Source organism: Actinoallomurus spadix, assembly GCF_024055725.1.
Lineage (GTDB): Bacteria > Actinomycetota > Actinomycetes > Streptosporangiales > Streptosporangiaceae > Actinoallomurus > Actinoallomurus spadix.
Window position 1 is genome coordinate 347,290 of the sequence record NZ_JAMXMX010000005.1, and the last position, 14,084, is coordinate 361,373.

Annotated in this window: 16 protein-coding genes and 1 pseudogene; 9 read left to right on the forward strand and 8 right to left on the reverse strand. The window is 73.5% G+C overall.

Annotated elements, in window-relative coordinates:
• Positions 1–110 precede the first annotated feature (110 nt).
• The 5 genes from NE235_RS09435 (at position 111) to NE235_RS09455 (ending at position 4,741) form a co-directional block, all read left to right on the forward strand.
• On the forward strand, positions 111–1,610 hold the full coding sequence (locus NE235_RS09435) for a hypothetical protein (protein ID WP_252800792.1): 1,500 nt from the start codon (positions 111–113) through the stop codon (positions 1,608–1,610).
• Positions 1,611–1,710: 100 nt separating this feature from the next.
• Positions 1,711–2,496 (forward strand): putative hydro-lyase, encoded by a 786-nt coding sequence (locus tag NE235_RS09440; protein WP_252800921.1) that lies wholly within the window; start codon positions 1,711–1,713, stop codon positions 2,494–2,496.
• Entirely contained in the window at positions 2,493–3,236 is a 744-nt protein-coding gene (locus tag NE235_RS09445) for a LamB/YcsF family protein (protein ID WP_252800794.1), read from the forward strand. Before NE235_RS09440 ends, NE235_RS09445 begins: the two co-directional genes overlap by 4 nt.
• Entirely contained in the window at positions 3,233–3,892 is a 660-nt protein-coding gene (pxpB, locus tag NE235_RS09450; protein ID WP_252800796.1) for a 5-oxoprolinase subunit PxpB, read from the forward strand. Before NE235_RS09445 ends, pxpB begins: the two co-directional genes overlap by 4 nt.
• Positions 3,893–3,901: 9 nt before the next feature.
• The gene (locus NE235_RS09455; RefSeq protein WP_252800798.1) at positions 3,902–4,741 is read left to right on the forward strand and encodes a 5-oxoprolinase subunit C family protein; all 840 of its coding nucleotides are present in this window, start codon (positions 3,902–3,904) and stop codon (positions 4,739–4,741) included.
• 12 nt (positions 4,742–4,753) lie between these two features.
• On the opposite strand, the gene NE235_RS09460 is transcribed toward NE235_RS09455, so the two are convergent.
• Complete coding sequence (locus NE235_RS09460; protein WP_252800800.1) at positions 4,754–5,098, reverse strand: hypothetical protein; 345 nt, start codon at positions 5,096–5,098, stop codon at positions 4,754–4,756.
• A gap of 158 nt (positions 5,099–5,256) precedes the next feature.
• Here NE235_RS09460 and NE235_RS37265 point away from each other — a divergent pair, with 158 nt between their 5' ends.
• A complete protein-coding gene (locus NE235_RS37265; protein ID WP_289848358.1) occupies positions 5,257–5,709 on the forward strand; it encodes a DUF5709 domain-containing protein in 453 nt (150 codons plus the stop codon).
• Positions 5,710–5,932: 223 nt separating this feature from the next.
• The gene (locus NE235_RS09475; RefSeq protein ID WP_252800802.1) at positions 5,933–8,023 is read left to right on the forward strand and encodes a catalase; all 2,091 of its coding nucleotides are present in this window, start codon (positions 5,933–5,935) and stop codon (positions 8,021–8,023) included.
• 137 nt (positions 8,024–8,160) lie between these two features.
• Here NE235_RS09475 and NE235_RS09480 read toward each other — a convergent pair whose 3' ends face one another.
• Genes NE235_RS09480 through NE235_RS09495 form a run of 4 tightly spaced genes read right to left on the reverse strand, consistent with a single transcriptional unit; the run spans position 8,161 to position 10,366 of the window.
• Entirely contained in the window at positions 8,161–8,922 is a 762-nt protein-coding gene (locus NE235_RS09480; RefSeq protein ID WP_252800804.1) for a metallophosphoesterase family protein, read from the reverse strand.
• Positions 8,919–9,176, reverse strand: a complete 258-nt coding sequence (locus NE235_RS09485) for a BON domain-containing protein (RefSeq protein WP_252800806.1) — start codon at positions 9,174–9,176, stop codon at positions 8,919–8,921. The genes NE235_RS09480 and NE235_RS09485 overlap by 4 nt, the downstream gene beginning before the upstream one ends.
• A complete protein-coding gene (locus tag NE235_RS09490; RefSeq protein ID WP_252800807.1) occupies positions 9,173–9,760 on the reverse strand; it encodes a nucleotidyltransferase in 588 nt (195 codons plus the stop codon). Before NE235_RS09490 ends, NE235_RS09485 begins: the two co-directional genes overlap by 4 nt.
• A gap of 33 nt (positions 9,761–9,793) precedes the next feature.
• Positions 9,794–10,366 carry a hemerythrin domain-containing protein gene (locus tag NE235_RS09495; RefSeq protein WP_252800809.1) on the reverse strand — a complete coding sequence of 191 codons (573 nt, stop codon included), beginning with the start codon at positions 10,364–10,366 and terminating at the stop codon, positions 9,794–9,796.
• A 158-nt stretch (positions 10,367–10,524) separates the two neighbouring features.
• Here NE235_RS09495 and NE235_RS09500 point away from each other — a divergent pair, with 158 nt between their 5' ends.
• Positions 10,525–11,391 (forward strand): glycosyltransferase family 2 protein, encoded by an 867-nt coding sequence (locus tag NE235_RS09500; protein ID WP_252800811.1) that lies wholly within the window; start codon positions 10,525–10,527, stop codon positions 11,389–11,391.
• A complete protein-coding gene (locus NE235_RS09505) occupies positions 11,388–12,287 on the forward strand; it encodes a glycosyltransferase family 2 protein (RefSeq protein ID WP_252800813.1) in 900 nt (299 codons plus the stop codon). The genes NE235_RS09500 and NE235_RS09505 overlap by 4 nt, the downstream gene beginning before the upstream one ends.
• A 233-nt stretch (positions 12,288–12,520) precedes the next feature.
• On the opposite strand, the gene NE235_RS09510 is transcribed toward NE235_RS09505, so the two are convergent.
• The 3 genes and pseudogenes from NE235_RS09510 to eboE form a co-directional block, all read right to left on the reverse strand.
• Positions 12,521–12,667 carry a hypothetical protein gene (locus NE235_RS09510; protein ID WP_252800925.1) on the reverse strand — a complete coding sequence of 49 codons (147 nt, stop codon included), beginning with the start codon at positions 12,665–12,667 and terminating at the stop codon, positions 12,521–12,523.
• 37 nt (positions 12,668–12,704) lie between these two features.
• A pseudogene (locus NE235_RS09515) lies at positions 12,705–12,875 on the reverse strand (alkaline phosphatase family protein); the annotation flags it as partial.
• On the reverse strand, positions 12,872–14,068 hold the full coding sequence (gene eboE, locus NE235_RS09520; protein ID WP_252800815.1) for a metabolite traffic protein EboE: 1,197 nt from the start codon (positions 14,066–14,068) through the stop codon (positions 12,872–12,874). The gene eboE and the pseudogene NE235_RS09515, both read right to left, overlap by 4 nt.
• Positions 14,069–14,084: the final 16 nt, after the last annotated feature.

A 14,084-nucleotide genomic window follows, 5' to 3' on the forward strand; every position in this document is an offset into this window, starting at 1 on the left:
GGACACTGGACCACTAATCCCTCGCGCACCCTCCTCGGGCGCGCTTCGGGACGTACTCCGAAAAGGTAGACCGTGAGCGACCTGCGCGAGGTGGGCCCCGGGGAGGCCGGATGACACGGCGCCCCACGCCGCCGCCGGACGCCGTGTTCGCCGAGATGCTCCGCGCGGCCCGTGAGCTCCTGGCCGTCCGCAGCCCTCTCGACGCCGAGTTGATCGTCAGCGAGATGCTCGGGGCCTGGTGGGGCAAGCGGCTCGTTCACGACGACGTGGAGAAGGTCATCGGGGAGGCGCTGGTCGACCACGCGGCCATGGCGCGCACGCCGGCCGCGCTGGCCCTGCTCACCGGCATCGCCGCCCTCGGCACGCCGCGGCAGGCCGCCAAGGCCGAGCGGGCCGCGCTGCCGCTGATGGAGGCCGGGGTCGCGCGCCCCGGCTGGGCCGGCCGCGTCGGGATGGTCGTCTGCGAGGAGTGCCACGTCTCCCGCGACGTCTACGGGGACCAGGACTCGATCGTCTGCATCTACAGCTACGGCGGCGAGGAGCGCCACGCGCTGGTCGTGGTGATCGACCACAACGAGCGCGGGATGGTGGTCGACGCCTGGGTGTCCTCGCAGGTGGACAAGCTGCTCGGTCTCTGCCGCAAGGAGGCCGAGGAGAACCCCCTGATGCGGTTCGAGCCGATTCCGCCGGCGACGGCCCGCGCCCGGCTGGAGCGCGCCCTGGCGGTGACGGACGACACCGAGGACCCGCCGGTCAAGGAGACCTTCGGCAACTACCACGCGTTCGTACGGGCCCGGGTGCGCGCGCTGCCGCCCGGCGGCCGTCTCCCCGCGACCCCGGTCTTCGGCCACGACCGCCGGGCCACGATGGCGGCGCGGTTCCTCGCGTCGGACGAGGCCGAGGAGCTGTCGGACCGTTCCGCCGCGAGCCGCTGCGTCGACCGCATCATCGACTACGGCTGCGACCACGACTTCGGCCGCCCGCTGCGGGTCAGCCCGGTCAAGTGCGAGACGTTCCTGCTGCACTGGCTGCCGCGCAAGGTGATGCTGTCGCCGGCGGAGCAGGAGGCGATGCCGCACGTGCTCGCGGCGTGGGTGCGCTGGGCGAGCCGGCGGACCGGGCTGCCCGAGGATGGCGTCCGCCAGACCCTCGACAAGGTCTGGGACATCACCGGGAAGTTCGCCAAGGCGTACCGCGATCCGACGACGTTCGGGCTCGACCGGGAGCTCTTGGAGCGGCTCCTGCCGGACGGCGACCTGGAGGCCCTCGCCCGGCGGGCGTTCGCGTTCCCCTTCCTGACCGGCGGCAACGCCGACATCGACCTGACCCGCCTGAACCCGTCCGTCGACGCGGACCGGCGCCTGCTCCTGGCGTTCGAGCACCCGGACGCCGACCCGGCGCACATCGAGGCCCACCTCCGGCTCGCCGCCCGCATCTGGGACGGCGACCCGCCGCAGCTGTGGACGGTGGCCGAGCGCCTGCTGGACCGCGGGCACGACCGGCACTCGATCCTGCACCGGTTCATGGCGATCCTCCGGGAGACCGACGGCGATCCCCGGGCGCTGCGCGCCGCGCTCCTCGCGCTCCGGGACGCCCCCGACCTGTCCTGAGGGCGGGGAACCGGCGCCGGCGTACCCGCGGCGGCCGGGAACGGACGCCGCGGGTACGCGGTAAACGGCGCGCAGTGGGCATGAAGCCGCCATGACGACCATGGAGCAACCCGCGATCCTCACCCCCTCCCAGGCCCGTGAGGTGTTCCGCACCGGTGAGACGCCGGTGACCACGAGCGGCTGGTGCCGGGGCTACGTCCAGGCGAACCTCCTCGCCGTCCCCCGCGACCTGGCCTTCGAGGCCCTGCTGTTCGCGGTGCGGAACCCGGCGGCCTGCCCGATCCTCGAGATCACCGATCCCGGCGACCCGTACGCCCGCGAGGTCGCCGCCGCCGACCTGCGGACCGACCTGCCCGCCTACCGGATCTACCAGGATGGCGCGCTCGTCGCCGAGGTGCCCGACGTCACCGAGTACTGGCGGGAGGACCTCGTCGCGTTCCTCATCGGGTGCAGCTTCACGTTCGAGACGGCGCTCGCGACGGCGGGCGTGCCGCTCCGCCACATCGAGCAGGGCCGGAACGTCCCGATGTACGTCACCTCGCGGGAGTGCCGGCCCGCCGGCCGGCTGGCCGGGCCGCTGGTCGTGTCGATGCGGCCGGTCCCCGCCGACCTGGTCGACGTCGCCGTCGAGGTGACCGCACGGTATCCGGCGATGCACGGTGCTCCGATCCACGTCGGCGACCCGGCGGAACTCGGCATCGCCGACCTCGCGCTCCCGCAATTCGGCGATAGCGTGGAGTTCGAGATCGGTGACGTCCCGGTCTTCTGGGCCTGCGGCGTGACGCCGCAGGCCGCGGTGATGGCGAGTGCCCCGCCGTTCGCGATCACCCACGCGCCGGGACGGATGCTGATCACGGACCGGACCGAGGAGACCTTGGTTACATGATCGATCTCAATGCCGACCTCGGGGAGGGGCTCGGCCCCTGGCGCCTCGGCGACGACCTCGCCCTGATGTCCATCGTGAGCAGCGCGAACGTGGCGTGCGGCTTCCACGCGGGCGACCCGGTGATCATGCGCCGTACGTGCGCGGCGGCGGTGGAACGCGGCGTGGTCATCGGCGCCCAGGTGTCCTACCGCGACCTGTCCGGGTTCGGCCGCCGGGAGATGGACGTCGCCCCGGAGGAGCTGACGGCCGAGGTGCTCTACCAGATCGCCGCGCTCGACGGCATCGCCCGGGCCGAGGGCGACCGGGTCCGCTACGTGAAGCCGCACGGCGCCCTGTACAACCGGATCGTCCGCGACCCGGTGCAGGCCGAGGCCGTGGCCGCCGCCGTCGAGGCGTACGACCCGGGGCTGCCGGTGCTCACCCTTCCCGGCTCGGCGCTGCACCAGGTGACGGACCTGACGATCGTGAACGAGTGCTTCGCCGACCGCGCCTACACGCCCGCCGGCACGCTCGTGTCCCGCAGGGAGCCCGGCGCGGTGATCGAGGACGTGGCGCAGGTGACCGAGCGGGCCCTGCGGATGGCCGTCGAGGGCGTGGTCGAGGCCACGGACGGCACGCGGATCCGGGTGGACGCCCGGTCGATCTGCGTGCACGGCGACACTCCCGGCGCCGTCGGGCTCGCGCAGGCCGTCCGCCGCTCCCTCGAAGAGGCCGGTGTCCCCCTGAAGGCGTTCGCGTGAGAATCCGGCGGGCCGGCGACGCGGCGCTACTGATCGAGACCGAGGCACCGCACCGCGTGCACGCCGCCGTGCGCGCGCTCGCGCTGCCGGAGATCGTGGGCGTGGTGCCGGGGGCCCGGACGGTGCTGGTCACGGTCCGGCCCGGCACCGCGGTGGACCGCCTCGGGCCGCTGCTGGACGACCTGCGACTCCCGGAGCTCGACCAGGTCGCCGCGGAGCCGCTGTGCTTCCCGGTCGTCTACGACGGCGCGGACCTGGACGAGGTCGCCGCGCTGACCGGGCTGTCCCGTGACGCGGTGGTCGCGCGGCACGTGAGCGCCGAGTACGTCGTCGCCTACCTCGGGTTCTCGCCGGGCTTCGGGTACCTCACCGGCCTGGACGAGACCCTGCACGTACCCCGCCGGGACTCGCCGCGCACGGCGGTGCCGGCCGGTTCGGTCGCGATCGCGGGCCCGTACGGCGCGGTGTATCCGACGGCGTCGCCGGGCGGCTGGCGGCTGCTCGGGCGTACGACGATGACGCTGTGGGACGTCGACCGGGACCCTCCGTCGCTGCTGCAGCCCGGCACCCGCGTCCGGTTCGCCGCCGAGCGGGCGGAGGTCCGGGCGGTGACCCCGGCCGGCTCCGGGCGGGCCGCGGCCGGCGAGGTGGGGTGAGGTGACGTCGTGACGATCGAGGTGCTCCGTCCCGGCCCGCTCTGCACGGTGCAGGACCTGGGCCGTCCCGGCTACGCGCACCTCGGCGTGCCGCACTCCGGGGCGGCGGACGCCGCGAGCCTGCGGCTGGCCAATCGCCTGGTCGGCAACCCGGAGGACGCCGCCGGCCTGGAGCTGACCTTCGGCGGAGCCGCGCTGCGGTTCCACGCGCCGGCGTGGATCGCGGTGACCGGCGCGCCGGTGCGGATGACTCCCGGCGGGATGAACGCCCCCTGCCACGTTCCGGCCGGCGCCACGGTGGAGTTCGGCGTCCCGTCCGCGGGGGTCCGCACGTACGTCGCCGTCCGGGGCGGCGTCGACGTCCCGCCGGTCCTCGGGAGCCGCTCGACGGACCTGCTGTCCGGGCTGGGGCCCGACCCGCTGCGGGCCGGGGACCGGCTGGCCGTGGGACGAACGTCCGAGCCGATCATCGTGGACTGCGCGCCCGGCTACCAACCCGAGGACGAACCGGTCCTGCGGGTGCTGGCGGGGCCGCGCGACGACTGGTTCGAGAGCCTCGAACCTCTCGCCCGGGGAAGCTACGAGGTCAGCGCGCACAGCAACCGGATCGGCGTGCGCCTGGAGGGGCGGCCGCTCGTACGGCGGCGGGCGGGCGAGCTGCCGAGCGAGGGGATGGTCGTCGGCGCGCTGCAGGTGCCGCCGAACGGCCTGCCGATCATCTTCCTCGCCGACCATCCCACGACCGGCGGCTACCCGGTCGCGGCCGTCGTCACGACCGCCGACCTGAGCCGGGCCGCGCAGCTCCGCCCGGGGCAGCGTGTCCGCTTCCGCCTGATCGCCCGTTCCTGACCTGTCCCGCGGTCAGTCGCGGGGGGACGCCGCCGGGCGGGCGCCGCGGACGTCCCAGTCGTTGTCTCCGATGACGATCCCGTCGGCGCCGTCGACGATCATTTCGCGTTCCGCGAGGGTGCGGAGGCAGGCCCGTACGGCCTCCTCGTCCATGCCGGTGGTCGCGGCGACGTCGCCGGCACTCATCGGCCGCCGCACGGTGGCGAGCGCCTCGTACACGATCAGCTGGTCCTCGGTCAGCGCCTGGGTGTCGCGACGGGCCAGGGCGGGGTCCGGCCCGCTCGCCCGCGGCGCCCCCTCCTGGTTCAGGGCCTCCGGATCACGGTGCGCCGCCGGTCCGCCTTCGGGTCCGTTCATGAGAGCCCTCCTGGTCGATCTCGGGTCGCCGACGACATGTCCGGGTGCCCGTGACGCGCCGTCTCAAACCTCCCCCAAAGCCTCCGCTCGAAGGTGAGAACGGTCGATTCGTGGGCATGGGCGGGGAGTCGACCGCAATGAGGACGATGGAGACACCGATGACACATCCACATCCGGATCCCGATCCGTACTCGGAGTTCGAGGAGGAGGGGATCCCCGACCTGGAGGACTCCTACCCCCAGCGGCAGTGGGCGGAGGACCCGCAGCGCGCGCCGGTTCCCCGGGACGAGCCCGTCGGCCTCGAGGAGTTCGGGACCACCGCCGAGGAGCAGCGGGAGGGCGAGTCCCTGGACCGGCGGTTGAGCAGGGAGCAGCCCGACCCGGCGCTCGGCGTCCCGCACCGGGGCGAGGACCGGCCGGAGTCGGACGAACGCGAGTTCGACCAGGTCCGGGAGGAGGAGGTGCCGCGCCGGGCCGGCCGCCTGGTCGAGCCGGACGAGGGCGTCCGTACCGACACGGAGAAGGACGCCATCGCCGAGGACGTCGGCCCCGACATGGCGGGCTTCTCGCCCGAGGAGCAGGCCATGCGCGTCGAGGACGAGGGCCCCTGACCCCACCGCTCCGGCCGCCCCCTCTCCCGCCGCGCCGGCGGGCCCCACGGGCGCGGCGGGGCCGCGCTCCAAGCCCGCGTAGCACGCTCTGCGAGGTCGTACATCAGGCCCGCGGAGCACGCTCTGCGGGGCCGGACATTAGGTTCGTGGATCGCGCTTAGCGAGGTCCTGAACGGACATGGCTCCCTCTGACCGGTCGTTACGAGACCCTCGGAGGGACGTCATGACAACGCCTGACGACAAGGACCGCCGGCTCGGCCGCTTCCGCGTCGACCCGGACCATGGCTCGCGGCTGACGACCGACCAGGGGATCCCGGTCGACGACACCGACAACTCCCTCCGGGTCGGCGAGCGGGGTCCCACACTCATGGAGGACTTCCACTTCCGTGAGAAGCTCACCCACTTCGATCACGAGCGGATCCCGGAACGGGTCGTGCACGCCCGGGGCACGGGCGCCTACGGGTACTTCGAGGTGACGGACCCGCTCACCGAGTACACGTCGGCGGAGTTCCTCCGGGACACGTCGCTGCGCACGCCGGTGTTCGTGCGCTTCTCGACGGTCGCCGGGTCGCGGGGGTCGGCCGACACGGTGCGCGACGTCCGCGGGTTCGCGACGAAGTTCTACACCCGGCAGGGCAACTTCGACCTCGTCGGCAACAACATGCCGGTGTTCTTCATCCAGGACGGGATCAAGTTCCCCGACTTCGTGCACGCGGTGAAACCGGAGCCGCACAACGAGATCCCCCAGGCCTCCTCGGCCCATGACACCCTGTGGGACTTCGTGCACCTGCAGCCCGAGACCACGCACATGATGATGTGGCTCATGTCGGACCGGGCGCTGCCGCGCAGCTTCCGGATGATGCAGGGATTCGGCGTGCACACCTTCCGTCTCGTCGACGAGGAGGGCGCCGGCACGTTCGTGAAGTTCCACTGGAAGCCGAGGCTCGGCACGCACTCGCTGGTGTGGGACGAGACGCAGAAGATCGCCGGCAAGGACCCGGACTTCAACCGCCGTGACCTCTGGGAGGCGATCGAGGCCGGGCAGTACCCGGAATGGGAGCTCGGCGTGCAGCTCGTCCCCGAGGAGCGCGAGCACGCCTTCGACTTCGACCTGCTCGACGCCACGAAGATCATCCCGGAGGAGGAGGTGCCCGTGCGCCCGGTCGGGCGGCTGGTGCTCGACCGCAACCCGGACAACTTCTTCGCCGAGACCGAACAGGTGGCCTTCCATCTGGGCAACGTCGTCCCGGGCATCGACTTCACCAATGATCCGCTCCTGCAGGCCCGGTTGTTCTCCTACCTCGACACGCAGCTGATCCGCCTCGGCGGCCCGAACTTCACCCAGCTGCCGGTGAACCGGCCGGTCGCCGAGGTGCGCAACCACCAGCGCGACGGCTACCACCAGTCGGCGATCCACACGGGCCGGGCCGCCTACCATCCGAACTCGCTGAGCGGCGGATGCCCCGCCGTCGTCCCGGAGGGCGCGTTCACGCACTACCAGGAGCGCGTCGACGGGAACAAGATCCGCAAGCGGAGTGAGAGTTTCGCCGACCACTACTCCCAGGCGACGCTGTTCTGGAACAGCATGTCCGACTGGGAGAAGGAGCACATCATCGCGGCGTTCCGCTTCGAGCTCGGCAAGGTGGAGCACCGGCACATCAGGCAGGGCGTCGTGGCCAACCTGAACAACGTCGACCACTACCTGGCCGTCTCCGTCGCGGAGGGCGTCGGGGTCGAGCCGCCCGCGCAGCCGGCGACCCCGAACCACGGGCGCAGCTCCCCCGCGCTGAGCCAGGCGAACGCGCCGCGCGACTCGGTCGAGACCCGCAAGATCGCCATCCTGGTCGCCGACGGCGTGGACACCGGCGACGTCCAGACGATCCGGGAGGCGCTGTCGGCCGTCGGCGCGATCCCGGAGGTGCTGGCCGCGCGGGACGGCGAGGCCGAGGGCTCCGAGGGGCCGGTCGAGGTGACGCGGGCGCTGCCGACCGTCGGCTCGGTGCTGTACGACGCGGTCGTCGTCCCCGGCGGGAAGGAGTCGGTGACGGCGCTGGAGGCCGACGGCAGCGCCGTGCAGTTCGTCACGGAGGCGTTCAAGCACGGCAAGGCGATCGGGGCCGTCGGGGACGGGATCCGCCTGCTGTCGAGCGCCCGGCTGAACGGCGTGAACGACCGCGGCGAGGCCCTGACCGCCGACCAGGGTGTCGTGCTGCAGTCGGCGTCCGGCGTGACCGGCGAGTTCATCGAGCAGTTCGTCGTGGCAGTGGCGGCGCACCGCCACACCAACCGCGACCTCGCCCCGGTCCCGGCCTGATCCAGGACGGGGACGCGTGACGGCCCGCGCCCTTTCCCGGGCACTGGCCTGCGCCCGTCTTCCGGGCACTGCCCTGCACCCGTCTCCCGGCCGCCGGCCTGCGCGCGTCTCCGGGCGCGGACCGCCGCGGGCGTGCGCTACGCGGTCGCGCCGACGGTGTCGTCGGTGGCGCACTCCACGTCGCCGGGACCACCGAGGCAGTACACCGCGTAGGCGCGCTCGATGACGGGCATGGCGGCGTTCCGTACGGGGATCCCGCCCGGCGTGATCCCCTTCTCCACGCCGCGGTGGGCGTGACCGTGCACGGCGAGGTCGATCTCCGCCCTGTCCATCACCTCGGCGAGCAGGTAGCTGCCGAGGAAGGGGTAGATCTCCGGGGGCTCGCCGTCGAGGGTGTCCTTGACCGGTGCGTAGTGGGTCAGGGCGACGCGCGCGTCCGCGTCCAGCGCGCCGAGCGCCTCGCCGAGCCGGGCCGCGGTGGCCTTCGTGTGGCGGATGAACGCCTTCATCTCCGGCTCGCCGAAATCGGAGCCGCAGCGTCCGGCGAACCCGCCGCCGAAGCCCTTGGCGCCGGCGACGCCGAGGCGCCGGCCGTGGCAGTCGATCACCGTCGACTCGCCCTCGAGGACGGTGACCCCCGCGTCCTGGAGGGCCTTGGTGATCTCGGTCTCCGCGTCGGAGTGGTAGTCGTGGTTGCCGAGCACGGCGATGACCGGAACGCCGATGTCGCGGAGCTCCTCCGCGACCATGCGTCCCTCCTCGGCCGTGCCGTGCTGGGTCAGATCGCCGGCGACGAGCAGGATGTCGGCGTCGTCGGCGATCCCGGTCAGTCGGTTGCGGTACAGGCCGCGCACATCCTCGCCGACGTGGATGTCGCCGACCGCGGCCACGCGAATCATGAGGGCGTTTCCTCCGTTTTCGGGGGGCGGATGTCGACGACGGTCACATCGTTGGAGATCCGTCGTCCGCCGGCCGCCTCCCGGGCGACCGTCTCGATGAGTTCCCGCCTCCGTGGGGTCGCCACCTGGCCGCGCAGGAAGACGACGTCACCGCGGACGTCGACCTGGATGCCGAGTTCGACCGTGCGGGCGTCCTCGGCGAGGCGGCTCTTGATGCGGGCGGCGAGGTAGTGGGGCGGGTCGCTGGGCGTCATCCGTCACTCCTCTCGTACGGCGGCCCGTAGTCGATCACACGCAGGCGGTGCAGCAGCGTCAGGTAGGCGTAGGCGTACGGGGAGTCCGCCGTCTCGGCGATCACCCGCGGCCAGTCGATCTGCTCCCGCAGCGCCCGCGACACCGGCAGGTATCCCCCGAAGTCGCTGGCCTTCTCGTCGAACGCGAGAAGGCGCAGAATCGTCAGGTCGGTGGCGGTCAGCACCGGCATGGCGACCGCCTCGACGTTCATCTCCTCGGCGCGGGAGAGCAGGGCGGCGTCCACGGCCCGTCCCGACGGGCGGAAGATCAGATCGACCGTCCGGCCCTCGTCGTACACCTTGGCCAGCCATCCCTCGGGGATCTCGGCGCGCCGCATCCCGGCCGACTCCAGCGCCGCGAGCGCGACGTCGACCTCATCCTGGGTCAGGACGAAGTCGACGTCGTGCGTCGACGGCGCCGCGCCACGCGCGTACGCGGCGAATCCGCCGGCCAGGGCGAACTTGACACCGTTGTCGGTCAGCGCGGCCGCGGCCTTCCTGAGGGTCTCCAGCAGCTCTCCGGGCGCGGCCTCGACGTCAGCCATCGCGCAGGCACCTCCGGGCATCGCTCGGCATGCTCAGTCGCCGCGTCCGGTGACGGCGTCGCGGACCCGGTCGGCCGCGGCGACCGCGGGGCCGGCCGCCTTGAGGATGCCGGGCTTGGGCGGCGTGTGAGGGTGCGGCCGGGTCGGGGCCAGCTTCTTGCCCTCTTCCAGCTTGGTGCCCAGCTTGTCCGCCTCCTCGGCGCTGAGCACCCCTCGCAGCGGCGCCCAGACGCGCTCCTCCTCGTAGACGATGTGCTCACGCCCGTCCGCGATGAACTTGCCGAGAAGCTGCTCGAACTTCGGGTCGTCCCCCTTGAGGTCCTTCAGCTCGTCCAGGACGTACTTGGCCTTCTGCTCCTGGTCGGTTGCCTCGTCGGCCAGGCGATCGCCGTCCGGCAGCTTGTCCCGGACCGCCGGCCAGAAGTACTCCTCCTCGACCGCCTCGTGCTTGGACTCCTCGATGATCAGCTGTTCGACCAGCTTCTCGCGAATCTGCAGCTGCTCGGGGCTCGCTCCCGTGGCCGCCGTCGGCCCCCGCTCGAGCTCGGCGAGCGCCTTCTTGACCTCTTCATGGTCCTTGCGGAGCACGTCGAATACGTTCGGCATGGTTCCTCCCCTGGGTAGCCGACGCGCCCTCCCTGCCCGCGACGTCCGGTTCGAAACCGCCGCCCGGGGGCCGCTCGGCGCGGCCGCCGGCGGCCGATGATTCGACGATCCGCGGGCGGGTAGTCGACCGGTTACTCCATTGACGGGGAGGTCGATCGGTGAGCCGCGTCACCGTCGTGATCGCCACCAGGAACCGGCGATCGGAGCTGCTGCGCACCCTTGACCGGCTGGCGGCCCTGCCGGACCGGCCGGTCGTCGTGGTGGTCGACAACGGCTCCGAGGACGGCACGGTGCGGGCGGTGACGGCCGCCCACCCGGGCGTACGGGTCGTGCCCCTGGGCCGCAACCGGGGGGCCGCCGCCCGCAACGTCGGCGTCCACCTGGCCCGCACGCCGTACGTCGCGTTCAGCGACGACGACTCGTGGTGGGAGCCGGGGGCGCTGACCCGGGCCGCCGAGCTGTTCGACGCCCATCCCCGGCTGGGCCTGATCGCGGCGCACACCCTCGTCGGCCCGGACCGCGAGCCCGACCCGATCAACGCGGCGATGGCCGAGTCACCGCTGCCGCCCGACCCCGGACTGCCCGGACCGCCCGTCCTCGGCTTCCTGGCCTGCGCCTCGATCGTCCGGCGCGAGGCCTTCCTGGCCGTCGGCGGGTTCTCGTCCCTGCTGTTCTTCATCGGCGAGGAACGCCTGCTGTCCTACGACCTCGCCGCCGCCGGCTGGGGCCTGTGCCACGTTCCCGAGGTGGTCGCGGTGCACGAGCCGTCGGCGAACCGGCCGCCGTCGCACCGGCGCCGCCGCAGCGAGCTGCGCAACACCGTGCTCACGGCCTGGATGCGCCGCCCCGGCCTCGTCGCGGTCAGGGAGACCGCGCGGCTCGGGGCGCGGGCGCTGCGGGACTGCGACTCCCGCGCGGCCCTCGCGGCCGCCGCCGTACGCCTCCCCTCAGCACTGGCGGCGCGGCGGCCCGTCCCGGCGACCGTCGAGGGCGGCATCCGACGGCTGGCCGGGGACGCGCGGTGAACCCGGACCCGCGGATCACCGTCGTCGTCATCACCCGCGACCGCCGGCCCGAGCTGCTGCGGACCCTGGACCTGCTGACCCGGCTCCCCGAACGCCCGCCGGTCATCGTCGTCGACAACGCCTCCTCCGACGGCACCGCGGACGCCGTCGCCGAGGCGTACCCGCGGGTCCGGCTGATCCGCGCCGCGCGCAACCTCGGCGCGGTCGCCCGCAACCTCGCCGTCGAGGAGGTGACCACCCCGTACGTCGCGTTCTGCGACGACGACACCTGGTGGGAGCCGGGCGCGATGGCCCGCGCGGCGGACCTCCTGGACCGGTACCCGCGGCTGGCGACGGTCACCGGCCTGATCCTGGTCGAGCCGGGCCAGGAGGAGGACCCGATCACCCCGGAGCTGCGGCACTCCCCCGTGCCCGCCCCGTCCTGGATGCCGGGGCCCGCCCTGATGAGCATCCTGGCCGGGGCCTCGATGCTCCGCGTCGCGGCGTTCCGCGAGGCTGGCGGGTTCTCCCCCCGCCTGGTGCTGGGCGGCGAGGAGGAGCTGCTCTGCATGGACCTCGCCACCCGGGGCTGGTGGATGTGCTGGGCCGAGGACGTCGTCGTGCACCACGCAGCGTCCACCGCCCGCGACCCCCGCGAACGCCGCCGGGTCGGCATCCGCAACACCCTCTGGACGACCTGGCTGCGCCGCCCGCTCCCCTCGGCCGCCCGCAGGACGCTCACCGTCCTGCGCTCGGTCCCCCGCGACCGTACGAGCCTGTCCGCGGTGGCCGAGGCCGTCGCGGGCCTGCCCTGGGTGCTCCGGGAACGCCGCCCGGTCCCCGGCCACGTCGAACGCGACCTGCGGCTGCTGGAGGAACCCCAGCGCCACTCCCCCGCCCGCCGCTACGTCGGCTGACAGTGAGCGTGCGGGTGCGCGCGGGCGGGCGGCCCTGCGCCGTCCACGCCCTGCGCGGCGTGACCGTCGCCTTCGCACCGGGGACGTTCACGGCCGTGATGGGGCCCTCCGGATCGGGCAAGACGACCCTGCTGCACTGCGTCACGTGTGCTCATCGACCGGCAGCGGGTGGTCCACGCTCGTGACGCCGTGCGCCGCGTGAATCTCCCGGCCACCGGTGGTCGGCGATCCGCTCATGGTCCGGCCGCCTTCGGGTGCAGGCCGTCGAGCAGGACGCGGATCAGGGCGCCGGGGAAGCTCGGGTCGTTGTCGGCGCCGGCGAGGGCGACGATGCCGTCGAGGACCTGTCCAAGGCCGTCCGCATCGCGCTCTGAGCACACCGCCTCGCCACCGGTCCACCTCGGGGCCGTGCCCGCTCGGCGGCAGGCCGGTGAGAAGGCTCGCCTGTACGGAGCAGGTGACGGCGGGCAGCACCGGGGTCAGCGCGGCGTGGGAGCCGGCCTCGGCCAGGGCCCGCAGGTTCGGCGTGTGCGGCAGCAGTCGCGGTGTCAGGCCGGCGACCTCGATCACGAGCAGCGGCGTGGTCATCCGGCCGGCACCGTGAGGCCGCGCGCGACGAGGGCGTCCCGTACCCAGGCCAGTTCCCCGGCGATCCCCACCGCGAGGCCCGCGTCGCCGTCCGGGCGCGCCGCGGCGGGAAGGACACCCCAGGTGTAGGTCTCCACCTCAACGTGGTCGGTGAGCGTACGGTCACCGAACAGCGCGTCGAGGCAGGACAGCAGCTCGGTGCTCGTGGCGCGCAGCGGCGGGCGCGGCCGGGCGTGCAACGGCAGGTGGAAGTGCACCCGCCACGGCCCGCGGGCGGACGGCGGCCGGGAACCGGCAAGCGCGTCCGGGAGATCGTCCCAGCCGTCGCACCGGCGGGCCTCTCCGTCGCCGGTCCGGCCGTCGGCCGATTCGCGGGTCTGGTGGAGGAACCGGTCCTCGGCGAACGCGGCCAGGGCGGCGCGGGTGGCCGGATCGCCGGGACGGTCGGCGTGCAGGGCGGCGGACGCCTGGAGCTTGACGACCGGGAGGCCGGCGGCCGCGAGCCGGGCGGCGGCGGCCTGTGGGTCCTCGGCGGCGACGGCCAGATGGCAGGCGTCGAGGCACACGCCGAGCCACCGGGTGTCGACGCCGGTCAGGAGGGCGACCGCCTGGTCGGTCGTCTCCACCACGCAGCCCGGCTCGGGTTCGATGCCCACACGCACCGGGCGGCCCGAGACCGCGGCGATCTGGGAGAGGCCCTCGGTGAGCCGGTGCAGGTTCGCCAGCGCGGCCGTGTGCTGCCGCCGTGACCACGGCGTCCGCCAGGCGAAGGGCAGCGTCGAGACGCTGCCGCGGGCGGCGTCGTCGGGCATCAGCCGGGCGAGGACGGCCGCCAGGTCGAGTGTGTAGGTGAGCCGTTCCGGCCGTGACCAGTCGGGCCGGTAGACGGCGTGCTTGACGCGAGCGGTGTGGAAGCCCCGGTACGGGAAACCGTTGAGCGTCACCACCTCCAGACCGTGCCGGTCCAGGGCCGTGCGCAGCCGGTCGACGGCGCGCGGGTCCGCGGCGAGCGTCGCGGCGGCGCGGTGCGCCAGCCACAGGCCGAGCCCGAGTCTGTCGACGCCGAGGTGGCGCCGCACCGGCCTGGCGAAGCGGCGCAGCTGGTTCAGGACCCCGTCCAGGTCCTCGGCCGGGTGGACGTTCGTGCAGTAGGCCAGATGCACCGTCCGGCCCCGCTGGTCCAGCAGCCGCACCGGTCAGTCCTCCGGC